The organism is Streptomyces sp. NPDC048424 (genome assembly GCF_040651555.1).
Lineage (GTDB): Bacteria > Actinomycetota > Actinomycetes > Streptomycetales > Streptomycetaceae > Streptomyces.
Genome location: NZ_JBEZKE010000001.1, coordinates 68,263 through 85,832 on the forward strand (window position 1 = coordinate 68,263; position 17,570 = coordinate 85,832).

Genomic DNA, 17,570 nt, shown 5'->3' on the forward strand with positions numbered 1-17,570 from the left:
CACATCCGCGTGGTGCGCGGGGAAGCGGCCGGTTCAGCGGGTGGTGGGGCCCGGGGAGGGGGCGCCGGGGCCCTTGTCGTCCGCGAGGACCTCGTACCCGGAGGGCTGACCGGCGTCCGCGGACTGGACCGTCACACCGACGCCGATCACGAGGGTCGCCGCGAAGATCCCGATCAGTCCGGCCAGCTTGCTGCGCATGTGTTGAACCCCCAGGTTGTGTACCGGTGCGGCCCCCGTGTGGTGCGGTGGCCGCTCTCGACAAGACACAGACTGGCCGGGGCCCTTACCGGTCCGTTCCCCTCTCGATCCCGTTCGTGGCCGCGGCGCGGGAACGGCCGTTACCGGCCCGTTCCCGGTCCGGCTCGGTGGCCGCCGCGATCCGCGATCCCCGGGCGCTGACCAGCACGTCCGTCCGCGTGGTGCCCGATTCGTAGCCGGCCAGATCCAGCAGGGCCCGTACCGTCGCGCGGATCCCGGCCTGCTCCGTCTCGTGCAGCGCTGCGGCGTTCCCCTCGGGGGTGATGTCGGCGACGAGGTGCATTCCGTCGACCGTCAGGGTCTCCACACGGAACTTGGCCCCCGTCAAGAGCTCTTCGACGAGATAGGGGGCCGAATGCCGGGCGGTGACGGCCTGTTCGGCCCACCGGTCGAGTGCGGGCCGGTCGTGCACCGGCACGGTCCACCAACAGCCCGCCTTGTCCGCCGACTTGATCACCACCGGCAGCGGGAAGTCCTCCGCCAGCGAGTGCGCCTCGGCGACGGTCCTCGCCTCCTCGGCGCGTACGGCCGAGGTCCGGCTCTCGTTGAGGATGCGCCGGATCGTCACCACGTCCGGCAGCCGCTCCGAGGGGGTTTCCCGGCACGCGGAGAGTTCCCGCAGCACTTCCCCGGCGGCGGCCGCCGCCCCGCTGCCGAGGCCCTTCTCGAGATCGCTCGCGAGGTACAGGACGTGCCCGATGCCGTGCTCGACGACCGTGTCCGTCAACAGGGCGCGCAGCGCGGCCGCGTCGTCGAAGTCCACCCGGAGGAGTCGCTGCGGGGGCAGCTCGGCGGGGAGCCGGGCCCGGGATGGACACGGGCCGCTGTCCGACACCACCCAGACGTCCAGGCCCGCCACGACCGCGGCGCTTACGAGCCCTGGTCCGGGCCTGACGAGCACGACCCGTTCCGCGGACTGGTTGATGATCACAGAATTCTCCTCCATCGTGTCCCACGATGCTGGCGCCGTGCGTTCCCGGTCCCTTCCCGCCGCGTTCCCGGCCGCGGTCCGGCGTACCGCCGGAGCTCCCCCGGATGGCCCCGTCACAGGGCCGCCCGGCGCCCCGTGTCCGACAGTGGGGGAAGGCACCGAGCCCAGGGGGCACCACACGCCGGAGGCGTACACACATGGGACTCTTCGACTTCCTGAAGTCCGACAAGAAGAAGGAACACGAGGCCACCGAGAAGGCGAAGGAGCAGGCGGAGCAGCAGTCGGCCGCGCGGGCGACGCCTCCCGCGAGCTCGGCCGCCGACGCCGCGGCGGCCACCAGGGCCGCCGCCGAGCGGATGGCGGCCGCCGCACCGCCCAAGCCCAAGCCCAGGCCCCCCGCCCCCGCGACCCCCAGCCCCACGTCGGCCGCGCACAAGGCCGTGCCGGCCCCTCCCAAGCCCGCAGCGATGCCGAAGCCCGGCCCCGCGCCCACCGCGGCGGCGGGCGCCGCGCACACCCCCTCCCCCACGTCGGCCGCGCACAAGGCCGTGCCCGCGGCCCCGATGCCCAAGCCGGGGGCCACCGCGAAGAAGCGCACGTACACGGTCGGGCCCGGCGACTCGCTCGCCGCGATCGCCCGCCGCGAGCTGGGCAACGAGGCCCGCTGGCGCGAGCTCTACGCCATGAACAAGGGGGTCATCGGCTCCCATCCCGACATGATCCGCCCGGGCATGGTCCTCACCCTCCCCGGCTGAGTCCCGCGCGGGCCGCGGGAACACGAGGAAGGGGCCCGGATCCAGCCGGATCCGGGCCCCTTCCTCGTGTGCGCGCTCAGCGTTGCGTGTCGTCCGCGGCCGGACCGGACTCGCGTTCCTTGGCCGCGAGCTCGTCGTCGAAGCTCGCCGGAGCGGCGTCCTGCGTCGACAGCTCCGTGGCGGCCGGCGGCTCGACGAGCCAGTCCGGGTTCGACTGCTGGTCCCACCACTTCCACGCGGCGAAGGCGGCGCCGGCCAGCACGCCGACCACGACGGCGCCCTTGAGCAGGCCCTTGCAGCGCGCCCGCCGCTCATGGCGCCGCACCAGCTTCTGCACTTCCTTGGCCGACACCTGGCCGCGCAGCGCCGCGAAGGCCGCCGCCGACCGCGAGGCGGCCTCCTCGGCCACCGGGGTGGCGGCCGCGATCGCGCTCTCGAGCCGCGGCTGGGTGTAGTCGGCGGCCTGCCGCGCCGCGCTGCGCGTCTGGTGCACCGCCCTCGTCGCCGCCCGGTCCACGTTCGGCGGCACGTGCGCGCGCGCCGCCCTGAGCCGGGGATGCAGATGGCTGTCGTAGGTCGTACGCGCCTGCCGGGCGGCCGCGTCGGCCGCGTACGACACCTTGGGCGCCAGCAGTTCGTTGGCTTCTTGGGCGTAGTGCACCGCGGCGTCCCTGGCGGATTCCGCGTACGGTGCCACCACTTCCGCCGCGTGCAGGAAACTCTCCCTGGCGCTCTCGGCTGCCAGGCGCACGCTGTCCTTGCGGGTCACGGGATCCTCCTCCTCGGTGGCGGACACAGTTCACCTTTCCACCCTTTGTCGGATCATGCCTCTCCGATCGCCGACAGGCATGCGTGACAGGGCATACGGGTGGACGATTTCAGTGCTGCGGAGCGCTCCGTGCGACCATCTGGACCGACAGTGATGACTATGGAAGGCAGATCCGTGGCCGAGAAGCTCTACGCCACCCTGAAGACGACCCACGGCGACATCGAGATCGAGCTGCTGGAGAACTTCGCTCCGAAGACCGTCCGGAACTTCGTGGAGCTCGCCACCGGCGCCCGGGAGTGGACCCGCCCCACCGACGGCCAGAAGACCACGGACCGGCTGTACGACGGCACCGTCTTCCACCGCGTCATCAGCGGCTTCATGATCCAGGGCGGCGACCCGCTCGGCAACGGCACCGGTGGCCCCGGCTACCAGTTCGCCGACGAGTTCCACCCCGACCTGGCCTTCACCAAGCCCTACCTGCTCGCCATGGCCAACGCGGGCCCCGGCACCAACGGCTCGCAGTTCTTCATCACCGTGGCGCCCACCGCCTGGCTGACGCGCAAGCACACCATCTTCGGCGAGGTCACCGACCCGGCCAGCCAGAAGGTCGTGGACGCCATCGCCGGCAGCGCCACCAACCCGCGCACCGAGCGTCCCCTGGACGACGTGATCATCCAGGCCGTGGTCGTCGAGAAGCGCTGACGGCCCCCGGGAACCTTTCCGCCCCGCCCGTCCGTCCTGCATGCGTATGAAGTGATGGGGCATACCGGACCGGCGGGGCGCACCCCTGCCTCGCCGCTGATCGAGGGAACCGATGGACACCGACCGTCTGCCGGGCTGCTACCGCCACCCGGACCGCGACACGGGGATCAGCTGCACCCGGTGCGAGCGCCCCATCTGCCCCGAGTGCATGATCAGCGCGTCGGTCGGCTTCCAGTGCCCCGAGTGCGTCCGCGAGGGTTCCGGGACCGGGCACCGGCCGACCGCCAACGCGCCGCGGACCATCGCGGGCGGGGTGGTCGCCTCCGACCCCCACCTCGTCACCAAGATCCTCATCGGGATCAACGTCCTGGTGTTCCTGGTGGGCGCGATCAACCCGGCCCTGGCGGTCCAGCTGGAGCTGATCGGCCGGTACCGGGAGTTCGCGTACGCCCCCGGCCCCATCGAGGGCGTGTCCACCGGTGAGTACCACCGGCTGCTGACCTCGGTGTTCCTGCACACCGAGCTGTGGCACATCGCAGGCAACATGATCGGCCTGTGGGTCATCGGCGGCCCGCTGGAGGCGGCGCTGGGCCGGGCCCGCTACCTGACGGTCTACCTGCTGTCCGGCCTGGGCGGCAGCGCCCTCGTCTATCTGCTGACCGCGCCGAACACCCCGACCCTCGGTGCGTCCGGCGCCGTCTTCGGCCTGCTGGGCGCCACGGTCGTGCTGGTGCGCCGGCTGCGGTACGAGATGCGCCCGGTGCTGGTCATGGTCGCGCTGATGCTGCTGCTGACCTTCGTACCGCTCGGTACCGGCCTCAGCGTGTCCTGGCAGGCCCACGTGGGCGGCCTGGTCACCGGAGCCCTGGTGGCGTTGGGCATGCTCACGCCCGCCGTCGGCAGGACGCGCGCACTCGTCCAGTGGGGGACGTGTGCGGGGGTGTTCCTGCTGGCCACGGTCCTGGTCCTGGTCCGTACGGCGGAACTCACCTGATCACACCGGCGTCAACTCTCCACAGAGTTATCCACAGATCTTCTGTCTTTTCCTCAGGTGTGGATGACGCTGTGGATAACTCATGGGGAGAGCTTCCGTCAGAGGTCGAGAGGTGCTACTTCCACTGAGTGGACACACCGAATCCCGCGGCGATGAAGCCGAAACCGACCACGATGTTCCAATTGCCCAGCGCCTCGATCGGCAGCTGGGTCTCGGTCACGTAGAAGACGACGATCCACGCGAGTCCGATCAGGAAGAACGCCAGCATGACCGGGGCGACCCAGCTGCGGTTCGTCAGCCGGATGCTCTGCGGCTGCCGCGTGGGCGGCGGCGTGTAGTCGTCCTTCTTGCGGATACGTGACTTCGGCACGAGGGGCTCTCCTGTCGATGCGCTGGGGACCTTGCCTGCCCCGGGCGTCCGTTAGCGTAGTGGACCTGTGGCGTTGAAGGAGAAGGGTACGTTGAGCAATTCCGACGACTCCTCCGCGGGTCCCCGTCGCCGGGCCAGGCCGGTCCGGCTGCTGACGGCCGCCGTCTTCGCCCTGGCCGGGCTGCTCTTCGTCACCAGTTTCAACACCTCCAAGGGTACGAACATCCGGACGGACGCATCGCTCCTCAAGCTGTCGGACCTCATCAAGGAGCGCAGCCAGGACAACGCGGAGCTGGAGCAGAGCACCGGCGCGGCCCGCCGCCGGGTGGACGCCCTCGCCGACCGCGACGACGGCAGCACCAAGGCCGAGGACGCGAAGCTGGCCGCCCTGCGCGCGGCCTCCGGCACCGAGGAGCTGTCCGGCAAGGGGCTGACGGTCACCCTCAACGACGCCCCGCCGAACGCCACCGCCCGCATCCCCAACGTGCCCGAGCCGCAGCCCAACGACCTGGTGATCCACCAGCAGGACCTGCAGGCCGTGGTGAACGCCCTCTGGCAGGGGGGCGCCCAGGGCATCCAGGTCATGGACCAGCGGCTCATCTCCACCAGCGCGGTGCGCTGCGTGGGCAACACCCTGATCCTCCAGGGCCGCGTCTACTCGCCCCCGTACAAGATCTCCGCGGTCGGTGACCCGAACGCGCTGAAGAAGGCCCTGGCCGCCTCGCCGGCCCTGCAGAACTACCAGCTGTACGTGAACGCGTACGGGCTCGGCTGGAAAGTGGACGAGCACAAGGCGCTGACACTTCCCGGCTACTCCGGCACAGTGGACCTCCACTATGCGAAGCCGGTGGCTCCCACCCCGTGAGCGGGTCCGTCCCGACGTCGTACTGCGCCTGGTGGTACGGACGTTCAGCGAGGTGTGCCTGACGGCGGGCACGCTGATCGTGCTCTTCGTCGCGTACGTCCTGCTGTGGACCGGGGTGAAGGCCGACCGGGCCATGGACGGGGAGAGGGCCGGGCTGCGCGACCGCTGGGCGGCGGCGGCCCCGGCGGCCGCGCCGCAGCCCGCGCCTTCCGCGCCGCAGCCCGCGCCGCCGGCGGCCCCCGCCGAACCGGCCGGACCGCCGCCCTACCCCGCCGGCCGGGCCTTCGCCGAGATGTACGTTCCGCGCTTCGGCCCGGACTGGGTCAAACCCGTCCTGGAGGGCACGGACACCGAGCTGCTGAAGAAGGGCCTGGGCCACTACGCCGGCACCGCCCGCCTCGGCGCCACCGGGAACTTCTCGGTGGCCGGCCACCGGCGCACCTACGGCGATCCCTTCAAGGACTTCCCGGAGCTGCGCACGGGGGACGAGGTGATCCTCAAGGACGAGAGCACCTGGTACACGTACACCGTGCGGGGCGGGCCCCTGCGCACGCTGCCGACCCAGGTCGGGGTGGTCGCCCCGGTCCCGGAGAAGTCGCCGTTCACCACGCCCGGCCGCTACCTGACCCTCACGACCTGCGATCCCGAGTGGGGCCACAGCCACCGGCTGGTCGTCTGGGCGGAGCTGACCGGCACCCGCGCCGCGGGGCAGGGCCGGCCGGAGGGTTTGTCCGGGTGACCCACCCCGTCGGGCCGCTGCCTTTAGTCTGTTCGCGTACCGCCCCCGCGGTGCGTTGAACGAATGTGGACGAAAAGGAAACAGGCGGCATGTACGGCTGGATCTGGCGGCACCTGCCGGGCAACGCGTGGGTCCGCGCGCTGATCTCACTCGTACTGGTCCTCGCGGTGGTCTTCGTGCTGTTCCAGTACGTCTTCCCGTGGGCCGAGCCGCTCCTGCCGTTCAACGATGTGACGGTGGACGAGGGATCGGGAGCCACTCCGTGAGCGCGCGCATTCTGGTTGTCGACAACTACGACAGCTTTGTCTTCAACCTGGTCCAGTACCTCTACCAGCTCGGCGCCGAATGCGAGGTGCTGCGCAACGACGAGGTCGAGCTCGCGCACGCGCAGGACGGTTTCGACGGAGTCCTGCTGTCCCCCGGGCCGGGCACCCCCGAGGAGGCGGGCGTCTGCATCGACATGGTCCGGCACTGCGCGCGGACGGCCGTTCCCGTCTTCGGCGTGTGCCTCGGCATGCAGTCGATGGCGGTCGCCTACGGCGGTGTCGTGGGCCGGGCGCCCGAGCTGCTGCACGGCAAGACCTCGCCCGTGATCCACGAGGGGCTGGGCGTCTTCGAGGGACTGCCCTCGCCGTTCACCGCCACCCGCTACCACTCCCTCGCCGCCGAGCCCGGCACCCTGCCCGACGCGCTGGAGGTCACGGCGCGCACCGAGGACGGGATCATCATGGGCCTGCGCCACCGCGAGCACGACGTCGAGGGCGTGCAGTTCCACCCCGAGTCCGTGCTGACCGAGTGGGGTCACCGGATGCTCGCGAACTGGCTGGTGCGGTGCGGTGACGCGGGTGCCGTGGAGCGCTCGGTGGGGCTGGCCCCGGTGGTGGGCAAGGCCGTCGCGTGACGACGGTCGCGCCGTCCGCGCCCACGGAGGGCCGGGCCGCGCGACGCAGGGCAGCTCAGGAGGCCGCGAAACGGGCCGCCAGACACACCCGGAGGCGGGGCGGACGGCGGCGCAGACGGCCGGCGTCGGGCGGCCCGGTGGTCATCGCGAGCCGGCTGGGCGGAGAGCTGTTCATCACGGTGGGGCTGGTGATGCTGCTGTTCGTCGCCTACCAGCTCTGGTACACGAACGTCGTGGCGGAGCGGGCGGCGAACGGGGCCGCCGGCTCGCTGCGCCAGACCTGGGAGCACCCGCCCGGCGGTGACGGGGCCGCGGCGCCGCCGGTGACGGCCTTCGAGCCCGGCCAGGGCTTCGCCATCCTCCACATCCCGAAGCTCGACCTGAAGGTGCCGGTGGCGGAGGGCATCAGCAAGCCCAAGGTGCTGGACCGGGGCATGGTCGGGCACTACGGCGAGGGCGCCCTGAAGACGGCGATGCCCTCGGACAAGCAGGGCAACTTCGCGGTGGCCGGCCACCGCAACACCCACGGCGAGCCCTTCCGCTACATCAACCGGCTGGTGCCCGGGGATCCCGTCGTGGTCGAGACCCGGGACGCGTACTACACGTACGAGATGACCTCGGCGCTGGCGCAGACACCGCCGACGAACGTGGCGGTCCTCAAGCCCGTGCCGGAGGGATCGGGATTCACATCCGAGGGCCGGTACATCACGCTGACCACCTGCACCCCCGAGTTCACCAGCACCTACCGGATGATCGTATGGGGCAGGATGACCGAGGAACGGCCCCGCAGCCAGGGCCCGCCGCCCGCGCTGACCAGTTAAGGACGAAACAAGCAGTGTCACGAGCCCGCCGCCGCGCCGCGGCCCCGCCCGCCGGCAACCGCAGTGTGCTCGCCGGGTTCCTGAGCCTGCTGGGCGAGGTCCTGATCACGGTGGGCCTGGTGCTGGGCCTGTTCGTGGCCTACTCGCTGTGGTGGACGAACGTCCTCGCGGACCGGCAGGCCGCCGCGAAGGGCGACGAGGTCCGCCAGCAGTGGCAGACACCGGACCGGCCCGCGGAGCCCGGGGCGCTGGACACCAAGGACGGCGTCGGCTTCCTGCACGTACCGGCGATGAAGAACGGCGAGGTGCTGGTCAAGCCGGGCACGGCGCCGGACGTCCTCGACGACGGCGTGGCGGGGTACTACACGGAGCCGGTGAAGTCGGCGCTGCCGTGGGACGAGAAGGGGAACTTCTCGCTCGCCGCGCACCGCGACGGGCACGGCGCGAAGTTCCACAACATCGACAAGGTGCGCAGCGGCGACGCGATCGTCTTCGAGACCCGGGACACCTGGTACGTCTACAAGGTCTTCGCGGAGCTGCGCCAGACGTCGAAGTACAACACCGACGTGATCAACCCGGTTCCGAAGGAGTCGGGGAAGACGGCCCCGGGCCGGTACATCACCCTCACCACCTGCACGCCCGTCTACACCTCGAAGTACCGGTACATCGTGTGGGGCGAGCTGGTCCGCACGGAGAAGGTGGACGCGAAGCGGACGCTGCCGGCGGAGCTGCGCTGAGGAAGGCCCCTGCGGGCCCCTGCGCCGCCTCCTGAGCCCCACGGGGTCACCGGAGCCACCCGGGCCCCGGCCGGTCCCGGGCGGGGCGCAGACGGCCGCACAGCAGCGGGGCGCGGAAGGCGGGGTACGACGGCGGGGCACGGAAAAGGCCCGGCCCTCCTCCCCGTCGACGGGGAGGAGGGCCGGGCCCTTCGTGCCGGGCTTCGTACTACCTGCGGCCGTTGCCGCCGGTCAGGCCGGAGATGATGCCGCCGCCGTCCTGCTGGCCCTGGGTGGTGGCGATGTTGACGGGCTGGCCCGAGGTGAGCGGGGTGCCGGGCGGCGGGTTGGTACCCACCACGATCGCGTTGTCGTCCGTCGGGCCGCCGACGATGCCGACCCGCAGGTTGGCGCGCTGCAGATCGTCCTTGTACTGGCCCAGCGTCCGGTTGGCGAAGTTCGGCACCACGGTCGCCGCCGAGGCCTTGGCGATGGTGATGTTCACCGTCTTGCCCACCTCGATCTGCTGCCCCGCCGCGAACTGCTGGAAGACCACCGTTCCCGGAGCGGCTCCGGGCTGGTCGTTCTCCGTCACGCTGCCGAGCTTGAGCTTGACGTCCTTGAGCGCCTTCTCCGCCTCGTCCCTGGTCTTGCCCTTGAGGTCCGGGATCACGGCCTTGGCCAGTTCCTTGGAGACCGTCAGCTTGATGACGGAGTTCTTCTCCGCCTCGCCGCCCTTCGGGTCCTGCTCCAGCACGATCCCGGGGGTCTGGTCGGACTCCTCGTTCTTGCGGTCGACCTGGAAGCCCCTGTCCTTCAGGGTCTTCTCGGCCTCCTCGTACGTGAGCCGCAGCACGTTGGGGACCTGCACCTTGGGCGCGCCCGAGGACACCGTCACCGTGACCGTGGAACCCTTCGCGACCTTGAGGTCGGCCGCCGGGTCCTGCTTGCAGACGTTGCCCTTGGGCTGGTCGTCGCAGGGCGCGTCGCCGCCCTTGACCACCTTGAGGCCGACGTTGTCGCCGCTCCGCTGCGCCTGATCGAGGGTCTGGCCGACGAGCTTGGGCACGGCGGGCCGGTTGTCGGCCGTCTCGCTGAAGAGGGAGCGGCCGATGAGGATCGCGCCGACGAGGACGAGGACGCCGGCCAGTACGAGCAGGACCGTGGAGGCCTTGCTCTTCTTCTGCTGGCGGCGGTTCGGGCCCTGGTCGTAGCCGCCCTGGTCGCCGTAGCCGTAGCCGCCGTCGCCCGGGGGCATCGGCGCCATCATCGCGGTCTGGCCGCCTTCGGTGGCGCGCAGGGCGGTGGTGGGCTGGTCGTAGCCGGGCTGCCCGTATCCGTGGCCCTGGTCGGGGTAGCCGTAGCCGGCCGCGCCCATGGAGGCGGTGGCGGCGACGGGCTGCCCGTCGAGGCAGGCCTCGATGTCGGCGCGCATCTCGTCGGCCGACTGGTAGCGGTAATCGGGGTCCTTGACCAGGGCCTTGAGGACGATGGCGTCCATCTCGGGCGTGATCTCGGGGTCGAAGTTCGACGGCGGCTGCGGCTCTTCCCGTACGTGCTGGTAGGCGACGGCCACGGGGGAGTCGCCGACGAACGGGGGCCGCACGCTGAGCAGCTCGTAGAGCAGGCAGCCCGCGGAGTAGAGGTCGGAGCGCGCGTCGACCTGCTCGCCCTTGGCCTGCTCCGGGGAGAGGTACTGGGCGGTGCCGATGACGGCGGCCGTCTGCGTCATGGTCATGCCGGAGTCGCCCATGGCGCGGGCGATGCCGAAGTCCATGACCTTGACCTGGCCGGTGCGCGTCAGCATGACGTTCGCGGGCTTGATGTCGCGGTGCACGATGCCGGCCCGGTGCGAGTACTCCAGGGCCTGGAGGATGCCGATGCACATCTCCAGGGTCCGCTCGGGCAGCAGCTTGCGGCCCGAGTGCAGCAGCTCGCGCAGGGTGGAACCGTCGACGTACTCCATCACGATGTACGGGATGGAGATGTTGTCGACGTAGTCCTCGCCGGTGTCGTAGACGGCGACGATCGCGGGATGGTTCAGCGACGCGGCCGACTGGGCCTCGCGCCGGAACCGGGCCTGGAAGGACGGGTCACGGGCGAGGTCGGCACGCAGGGTCTTGACGGCGACGGTACGGCCGAGCCGGGTGTCGTGGGCGAGGTAGACCTCGGCCATGCCACCACGGCCGAGCACGTGGCTCAGCTCGTACCGGCCGCCGAGGCGACGCGGCTCTTCCATAACGTTGCAGCCCTCTCCGTCAGTCCCGACCGCACCTGTGTGTGGTCCGGCGGTGTGCTGTTCGCGCAAAGGCTACCGGCCGATCGTCCGTGATCGGTTCGTGGCCACAGGCTGATACTGGACCGGTACCGTACGCTCGGATCCGGGCGGAATTCAGTGAGGTGCGTCACTCCGCTCCGGCCCGTCATTGCTTGGTCACCCCTGGCTGTTGAGCACTGCCTTCATGACCGCCTGGGCGACGGGGGCGGCGAGACCGCCACCGCTGATGTCGTCGCGGGCGGTGCCCTCGCTGTCCTCGATGACGACGGCCACGGCGACGGGCGAGGTGCCGTCCGAGTTCTCGGCGTAGGAGATGAACCAGGCGTAGGGGCGCTTCTTGTTGCCCTCGCCGTGCTGCGCCGTACCGGTCTTGCCGCCGACCTTCACGTCCTTGATCTTGGCGTTGGAGCCGGTGCCCTTCTCGACGACGTTGACCATCATCTCCTGGACCTTCTGCGCGTTGGCGGCGGAGAGGGGCCGGCTCATCTCCTGCGGCTCGTGCTTCTCGATGATGTCCAGGTTGGGGGCCGTGAGCTGGTCGACCATGTACGGCTTCATCAGCTTGCCGTCGTTGGCGATCGCGGCGGTGACCATGGCCATCTGCAGCGGGGTGGCCGCCGTGTTGAACTGGCCGATGGCGCTCTGGGCGTTGCCGTCCTTGCCCATCTTCTTGTCGTAGATGCTGGCGAAGGCGCGGACCGGAATGTCGATCTTGTCGTTGTTGAAGCCGAACTTCTCGGCGGTCTCCACCATCTTGTCGCGGGTGACCTTGTCGCCCATGTTCGCGAAGACGGAGTTGCAGGAGATGCGCAGCGCCTCGTTGAGGCTGGCCTTCTCGCAACCGGTGTGGGAGTTGGGCAGCTTGGTCTGGGTGCCGGGCAGGATGTACGGCTCGGGGGTGTCCGTCGGGTCGTCGATGTTCTTGACGACGCCGTGCTCCAGGGCCGCGGCCGCGGTGACCACCTTGAAGGTGGAGCCCGGCGGGTAGGTCTCGCGCAGGGCGCGGTTGACGAGCTTCTTGTCCTCGCTGTCCTTCAGCTCGACCCAGGCCTTCTCGTCCGCCTTGGAGTTGCCCGCGAAGCTGGAGGGGTCGTACGAGGGGGTGGAGACCAGCGCGAGGATGGCGCCGGTGCGCGGGTCGATGGCGGCGACCGCGCCCTTCTTGTCGCCGAGCTCCTTGAAGGCGGCCCGCTGCGCGTCGGGGTTGAGCGTGGTGACGACGTTGCCGCCCTGCTTCTTCTCCCCGGTGAACATGCCGATGGTGCGGTCGAAGAACAGCCGGTCGTCGTTGCCGGTGAGGATGCCGTCCTCGAGCGATTCGAGCTGGGTGGAGCCGAAGGCCTGCGAGGCGTACCCGGTGACGGGCGACCACAGCGCGCCGTCCTTGTAGGTCCGCTTGAACTTGTAGTCGCTGCCGTCCGTGGTCGCGGAGCCGGTGATCGGCTCGCCCCGGACGATGATGTTGCCGCGCTCGGTCGCGTACTGGGCGATCTGGACCCGGCGGTTCTCCTTGCGCGTGCTGAGTTCCTCGGCCTGGACGTACTGCAGCCAGTTCGTACGGATCAGCAGGGCGAGGACGAGCAGCCCGCAGAACAGCGAGATGCGGCGCAGGGGCTTGTTCATGACGGGCGGACCACCTGGGTCATCTCGGAGTCGGGGGACGGGGCGGGGGCCGGCGCGGGGCGGCGTGCGGTGTCGCTGATCCGGATGAGGACGGCGATGAGGATCCAGTTGGCCAGGACGGAGGAACCGCCGGACGCGAGGAAGGGCATCGTCATGCCGGTGAGGGGGATGAGGCCCATGACTCCGCCGGCGACCACGAAGATCTGGAGCGCGAAGGCACCGGAGAGGCCGATGGCGAAGAGCTTGCCGAAGGGGTCGCGGGCGGCGAGGGCGGTGCGGACGCCCCGCTCGATGATCAGGCCGTAGATCAGGAGGAAGGCCATCACACCGGCGAGCCCGAGCTCTTCGCCGACGGTGGAGAAGATGAAGTCGGAGTTGGCGGCGAAGCCGATGAGGTCGGAGTTGCCCTGGCCCCATCCGGTGCCGAGGACACCGCCCGAGCCGAAGCTCATGATCGACTGGCCGACCTGCTCGCAGGCGCCGGAGGTGGAGTAGCAGGCGAAGGGGTCGAGCCAGGCGGTGACACGGGCCTTGACGTGGCTGGCGGTGGCCCCGACGACGGTGGCGCCGCCGACCGACATCAGCAGGCCGATGACGATCCAGCTGGTGCGCTCGGTGGCCACGTACAGCATGATCACGAACATGCCGAAGAAGAGCAGCGAGGTGCCGAGGTCGTTCTCGAAGACGAGGACGAGCAGGCTCATCGCCCAGATCATCAGGATCGGGCCGAGGTCGCGGCCGCGCGGCAGGTAGAGGCCCATGAAGCGGCGGCTGGCCAGCGCGAGCGCGTCGCGCTTCACCATGAGGTAGCCGGCGAAGAAGATCGCGATGACGATCTTCGCGAACTCACCGGGCTGGATGGAGAAGCCGCCGACGCTGATCCAGATCTTGGCGCCGAAGACGTCGGCGCCGAGGCCCGGGATGACCGGCAGGATCAGCAGGACCAGGGCGCCGGCCATGGAGATGTACGTGAACCGCTGCAGGACGCGGTGGTCCTTGAGGATCAGCAGCACCGCGGCGAACAGGGCGATGGCCACCGCCGTGTACATCATCTGGCGGGGGGCCGACGGGGAGAAGGTGCCGAAGGACCGCTTCGCCAGGTTCTGCAGGCGCTCGGACTGGTCCAGGCGCCAGATCAGCACGAGGCCCAGCCCGTTCAGGAGCGTGGCCAGCGGCAGCAGCAGCGGGTCGGCGTACTTGGCGTACCGGCGCACGACGAGGTGCGCGATCCCGGCGAGGCAGCCGAGGCCGAGGCCGTAGAGCACCATGCCGGGCGGCAGGCTGCCGTTGATCGCGAGACCCACGTTGGCGTAGGCGAACATCGGGATGACCACGGCGAAGACGAGCAGCAGGAGCTCGGTGTTCCGCCGGCTCGGCAGCTCGATGGCGCCGATGGTGGTCGTGTTGGTGACAACGCTCATGGTGTGGCAGGCCCCCTGCGCCCGCGTGTGACTGCTACTTCCCGCACAGACCGACCAGCTGCTGCTCCTCGGGAGTCAGGCCGGGACCGGGTGTCGGAGTGTTCTGCGCCTCGGCGTTGCGGCGCTCTTCGTCCTTCTTGCAGGCGGAGGCCTGGACGCCGAGGTCGTCGAGCTTCCTCTTGGCGACGTCGAGGCTGCCTTCGCTGATGGTGGCCTCGACCAGCTTGCGCTTGAAGGGCGGCAGGTACTTCAGTTCGATGTCGGGGCGGTCGGTCTCCACCTTGGAGAGCTCCAGCGGGCCGAGCTTCGGGCTGATGCCGCGGAAGAGCGCGACGTGCTCGCCCTTCTTGCCGACGTAGAACTGGGTCTGGGTCCAGCGCCAGCCGGCGTACAGGCCGCCGCCGATGACGCCGGCGACGATGAGCAGGGTCAGCGTACGGGTGGTCCACTTGCGCCCTTTGCTGCGGCGCCTGCGGGGGTGGTCGTACGTGTCCTCGTAGCCGGAGTCGGCGTCGTAGCCGTCGGCTTCGCCGAAGCTGCCGTAACCGCCGCCCTGGCCCTGCTCGGAGTAGCCGTAGGGGGCGTCGCCGCTGCCGGGGGGGCCGAAGGAACCGGCGGGCGGCGGGGCCTGGCGGCCGAGGCCCGAGGCCCGGCCGGCCGGCGTCTGCATGGCGTTGCCGCCGTCGAAGAGCTGGTGCTGGTTCTCGGCGACCGCGCCGACGACCACCGGGGTGTCGCTGACCTGGGCGGCGAGGGTGTCGCCGCTGTCGGTGTCGAGGACGTCGGCGACGATGCAGGTGATGTTGTCGGGTCCGCCGCCGCGCAGCGCCAGCTGGATCAGCGACTGCACGGTCTCGCGGGGGCCGTGGTAGTCGGCGAGCGTCTCTTCCAGGGTCTGGTGCGAGACGACGCCGGAGAGCCCGTCGGAGCAGATCAGGTAGCGGTCGCCGGCCCGGACCTCACGGATGGAGAGGTCGGGTTCGACGATGTCGCCGCTGCCCAGCGCGCGCATCAGCAGGGAGCGCTGCGGGTGGGTGGTGGCTTCCTCTTCCGTGATGCGGCCCTCGTCGACGAGGCGCTGCACCCAGGTGTGGTCCTGGGTGATCTGGGTGAGGACGCCGTCGCGGAGCAGGTAGGCGCGGGAGTCGCCGACGTGGACGAGGCCGAGGCGCTGACCGGTCCACAGCAGGGCGGTCAGGGTGGTCCCCATGCCCTCGAGCTGGGGGTCCTCCTCGACCATGACGCGCAGCTGGTCGTTGGCCCGCTGCACGGCGGTGGCGAGGGAGGTGAGGATGTCGGAGCCCGGGACGTCGTCGTCGAGCTGCACGAGGGTGGAGATCACCTCGGAGCTCGCGACCTCGCCGGCGGCCTGGCCTCCCATGCCGTCGGCGATCGCGAGGAGACGGGGGCCGGCGTAGCCGGAGTCCTCGTTCCCCTCGCGGATCATGCCCTTGTGTGATCCGGCGGCGAACCGCAGGGACAGACTCATGCGCACCTCGCCGGTCGGCTCCGGGTACAACCGGTCTCGAGCCACACTGCCCACCCTCCGGTCGGGAGCGCGCGCGTGTCCGTGTCCTCGGTGGGACGGATCGCCGTCGCGCGCTCGCTCCGCTCGCTCATTCTCGTACTACTTCCGCAGCTCGATGACGGTCTTGCCGATGCGGATCGGTGCGCCCGGCGGAATGGGCGTCGGGGTGGTCAGCCGGGTCCGGTCGAGATACGTGCCGTTGGTGGACCCGAGATCCTCGACGATCCACTGGCCGTCACGGTCGGGATAGATCCTGGCATGGCGGCTGGACGCGTAGTCGTCGTCCAGCACGATCGTGGAGTCGTGGGCGCGGCCCAGCGTGATCGTCTGGCCGGCGAGGGCCACCGTGGTTCCCGTGAGGGTGCCCTCGGAGACGACGAGCTTGGTGGGCGCACCGCGGCGCTGGCGCTGCTGTGGAGGCGCGGCCTGGCGGCCCGCCTGCTGCGGGGCGCTCGTGGCGCCACCGCGGCGGGAGCCGCGCTGGGTCACTCTCGTCCCGAAGAGATCGCTGCGGATGACCTGGACGGCCACGATGACGAACAGCCACAGAACGGCTAGGAAACCCAACCGCATGACCGTCAGGGTCAGCTCTGACATTGCCCCCGCTTCACCCTTCGGCTTGCCGGTAAATGATGGTGGTGCTGCCCACGACGATCCGCGAGCCGTCGCGGAGCGTAGCGCGGGTGGTGTGCTGCCCGTCCACCACGATGCCGTTGGTGGACCCGAGATCCTGGATCGTCGAGGGCGTTCCGGTCCGGATCTCACAGTGCCGGCGGGATACGCCGGGGTCGTCGATCCGCACGTCGGCTTCCGTGCTTCGGCCGAGTACGAGCGTGGGACGCGAGATCTGGTGGCGGGTGCCGTTGATCTCGATCCAGTGCCGCCGGGGGCCGCCCGAGCCGGCCGCGGGGGCCGCTGCGGCGGGTCCGCCGGGGGCGGGCCTGCGCGCGCCCGCGCCGCCGGGGGGCGGCGCGCTGGGCATGGGCGGGGCGGCGACCGGCGGGTAGCCGTAACCGCCCTGCGGCTGGTTCTCCGGCGGGTAGCCGTAGCCGCCCTGCGGTGACGGTGGCCCTGCCTGCGGCTGGGAGGTGCTGGAGGCGAGGGTGCGGCTGCGGACCCGGTAGAGCCCGGTGTCGAGGTCGTCGGCCTTCTCCAGGTGGACCTTGATGGGGCCCATGAAGCTGTAGCGCTGCTGCTTGGCGTAGTCGCGGACGAGGCCCGCGAGCTCGTCGCCGAGCTGCCCGGAGTAGGGGCTCAGACGGTCGTAGTCACCGGCACTGAGCTCGACGATGAAGTCGTTGGGGACGACGGTCCGCTCGCGGTTCCAGATGGTGGCGTTGTTGTCGCACTCCCGCTGGAGGGCTCCGGCGATCTCCACCGGCTGGACCTCGGACTTGAACACCTTGGCGAAGGTGCCGTTCACCAGACCTTCGAGTCGCTGCTCGAACCGCTTCAGAACTCCCATGGGGCACCTCCTCCGTCGTTGTCGCCCTGTACTGCTTACTGATCGTATCCACGCGTGGCGGATTCCAGTGGTTCCCCATCGCTCCTGTGAGGACGAGTGTTGGTCCTCACAAGGGATCGTAGGGGCGTCGCAGGAACAGTGTCCCGCACCGGGAGCGGAGTGCGGGAGGGGCCGTCCGCGGCGGGCTTCCGGGGTGCCGGGAAAGCGATGTGAAACCACCCCGCCCACCGTGCTAATGTTTCGACGTCGCCAGGGGAACGGCCCGAAAGGGAAGAACCACTGGGGCGCTGCTCGGGCGAGTGGCGGAACGGCAGACGCGCTGGCTTCAGGTGCCAGTGTCCTTCGGGACGTGGGGGTTCAAATCCCCCCTCGCCCACATCGACGAGACGGTCGTCACTGCGAAAGCGGTGGCGGCCGTTTCGTGTTTCCCCGTC

At 70.4% G+C, this 17,570-nt stretch carries 18 protein-coding genes, 1 tRNA gene and 1 pseudogene; 10 read left to right on the plus strand and 10 right to left on the minus strand.

Annotation, left to right across the window (positions count from 1 at the left end; all coding sequences use genetic code 11):
* Positions 1 to 33: 33 nt before the first annotated feature.
* Both AB0D29_RS00300 and AB0D29_RS00305 read right to left on the minus strand, forming a co-directional pair.
* Positions 34 to 198, minus strand: coding sequence for a hypothetical protein (locus AB0D29_RS00300; protein WP_158754291.1), 165 nt, complete (start codon positions 196 to 198; stop codon positions 34 to 36).
* Between the two features lie 85 nt (positions 199 to 283).
* A complete protein-coding gene (locus AB0D29_RS00305) occupies positions 284 to 1,189 on the minus strand; it encodes a hypothetical protein (protein WP_362851268.1) in 906 nt (301 codons plus the stop codon).
* A gap of 197 nt (positions 1,190 to 1,386) precedes the next feature.
* Between AB0D29_RS00305 and AB0D29_RS00310 the strand changes: the two genes are divergently transcribed.
* Positions 1,387 to 1,944 (plus strand): LysM domain-containing protein, encoded by a 558-nt coding sequence (locus AB0D29_RS00310; RefSeq protein ID WP_362851270.1) that lies wholly within the window; start codon positions 1,387 to 1,389, stop codon positions 1,942 to 1,944.
* 76 nt (positions 1,945 to 2,020) lie between these two features.
* Here the strand turns inward: AB0D29_RS00310 and AB0D29_RS00315 are convergent, their stop codons facing one another.
* Positions 2,021 to 2,713, minus strand: coding sequence for a DUF5324 family protein (locus AB0D29_RS00315; RefSeq protein WP_362851783.1), 693 nt, complete (start codon positions 2,711 to 2,713; stop codon positions 2,021 to 2,023).
* 174 nt (positions 2,714 to 2,887) lie between these two features.
* Between AB0D29_RS00315 and AB0D29_RS00320 the strand changes: the two genes are divergently transcribed.
* Together AB0D29_RS00320 and AB0D29_RS00325 are read left to right on the plus strand one after the other, a co-directional pair.
* Positions 2,888 to 3,415, plus strand: coding sequence for a peptidylprolyl isomerase (locus AB0D29_RS00320; protein WP_362851784.1), 528 nt, complete (start codon positions 2,888 to 2,890; stop codon positions 3,413 to 3,415).
* Between the two features lie 112 nt (positions 3,416 to 3,527).
* On the plus strand, positions 3,528 to 4,409 hold the full coding sequence (locus tag AB0D29_RS00325; RefSeq protein WP_362851272.1) for a rhomboid family intramembrane serine protease: 882 nt from the start codon (positions 3,528 to 3,530) through the stop codon (positions 4,407 to 4,409).
* Between the two features lie 115 nt (positions 4,410 to 4,524).
* On the opposite strand, the gene crgA is transcribed toward AB0D29_RS00325, so the two are convergent.
* A complete protein-coding gene (gene crgA, locus AB0D29_RS00330) occupies positions 4,525 to 4,779 on the minus strand; it encodes a cell division protein CrgA (protein ID WP_030383881.1) in 255 nt (84 codons plus the stop codon).
* Positions 4,780 to 4,870: 91 nt separating this feature from the next.
* Between crgA and AB0D29_RS00335 the strand changes: the two genes are divergently transcribed.
* From AB0D29_RS00335 to AB0D29_RS00360, 6 genes and pseudogenes are all read left to right on the plus strand, one after another.
* Positions 4,871 to 5,644 carry a DUF881 domain-containing protein gene (locus AB0D29_RS00335; protein ID WP_362851274.1) on the plus strand — a complete coding sequence of 258 codons (774 nt, stop codon included), beginning with the start codon at positions 4,871 to 4,873 and terminating at the stop codon, positions 5,642 to 5,644.
* On the plus strand, positions 5,616 to 6,383 hold the full coding sequence (locus tag AB0D29_RS00340; RefSeq protein WP_362851276.1) for a class E sortase: 768 nt from the start codon (positions 5,616 to 5,618) through the stop codon (positions 6,381 to 6,383). The genes AB0D29_RS00335 and AB0D29_RS00340 overlap by 29 nt, the downstream gene beginning before the upstream one ends.
* An 89-nt stretch (positions 6,384 to 6,472) precedes the next feature.
* Complete coding sequence (locus tag AB0D29_RS00345) at positions 6,473 to 6,649, plus strand: hypothetical protein (protein WP_030011120.1); 177 nt, start codon at positions 6,473 to 6,475, stop codon at positions 6,647 to 6,649.
* Complete coding sequence (locus AB0D29_RS00350) at positions 6,646 to 7,284, plus strand: aminodeoxychorismate/anthranilate synthase component II (RefSeq protein WP_030707619.1); 639 nt, start codon at positions 6,646 to 6,648, stop codon at positions 7,282 to 7,284. Before AB0D29_RS00345 ends, AB0D29_RS00350 begins: the two co-directional genes overlap by 4 nt.
* Before the next feature lie 134 nt (positions 7,285 to 7,418).
* A pseudogene (locus AB0D29_RS00355) lies at positions 7,419 to 8,105 on the plus strand (class E sortase); the annotation flags it as partial.
* Between the two features lie 14 nt (positions 8,106 to 8,119).
* Positions 8,120 to 8,842, plus strand: a complete 723-nt coding sequence (locus AB0D29_RS00360; protein WP_362851278.1) for a class E sortase — start codon at positions 8,120 to 8,122, stop codon at positions 8,840 to 8,842.
* 208 nt (positions 8,843 to 9,050) lie between these two features.
* Here the strand turns inward: AB0D29_RS00360 and pknB are convergent, their stop codons facing one another.
* From pknB to AB0D29_RS00390, 6 genes are all read right to left on the minus strand, one after another.
* Positions 9,051 to 11,060: a Stk1 family PASTA domain-containing Ser/Thr kinase gene (gene pknB, locus AB0D29_RS00365; protein ID WP_362851280.1), complete on the minus strand. Its 2,010-nt coding sequence runs from the start codon at positions 11,058 to 11,060 to the stop codon at positions 9,051 to 9,053.
* A 195-nt stretch (positions 11,061 to 11,255) separates the two neighbouring features.
* Positions 11,256 to 12,722: a penicillin-binding transpeptidase domain-containing protein gene (locus AB0D29_RS00370; protein ID WP_362851282.1), complete on the minus strand. Its 1,467-nt coding sequence runs from the start codon at positions 12,720 to 12,722 to the stop codon at positions 11,256 to 11,258.
* On the minus strand, positions 12,719 to 14,143 hold the full coding sequence (locus AB0D29_RS00375) for an FtsW/RodA/SpoVE family cell cycle protein (RefSeq protein WP_030707604.1): 1,425 nt from the start codon (positions 14,141 to 14,143) through the stop codon (positions 12,719 to 12,721). The genes AB0D29_RS00370 and AB0D29_RS00375 overlap by 4 nt, the downstream gene beginning before the upstream one ends.
* A gap of 34 nt (positions 14,144 to 14,177) precedes the next feature.
* Positions 14,178 to 15,632 carry a PP2C family serine/threonine-protein phosphatase gene (locus tag AB0D29_RS00380; protein ID WP_362851284.1) on the minus strand — a complete coding sequence of 485 codons (1,455 nt, stop codon included), beginning with the start codon at positions 15,630 to 15,632 and terminating at the stop codon, positions 14,178 to 14,180.
* 138 nt (positions 15,633 to 15,770) lie between these two features.
* Positions 15,771 to 16,268 (minus strand): FHA domain-containing protein, encoded by a 498-nt coding sequence (locus tag AB0D29_RS00385; protein ID WP_215014477.1) that lies wholly within the window; start codon positions 16,266 to 16,268, stop codon positions 15,771 to 15,773.
* A gap of 10 nt (positions 16,269 to 16,278) precedes the next feature.
* Positions 16,279 to 17,136: a DUF3662 and FHA domain-containing protein gene (locus AB0D29_RS00390; RefSeq protein WP_362851286.1), complete on the minus strand. Its 858-nt coding sequence runs from the start codon at positions 17,134 to 17,136 to the stop codon at positions 16,279 to 16,281.
* Positions 17,137 to 17,429: 293 nt separating this feature from the next.
* On the opposite strand from AB0D29_RS00390, the gene AB0D29_RS00395 reads away from it, so the two are divergent.
* Positions 17,430 to 17,512, plus strand: a tRNA-Leu gene (locus AB0D29_RS00395).
* Positions 17,513 to 17,570 lie beyond the last annotated feature (58 nt).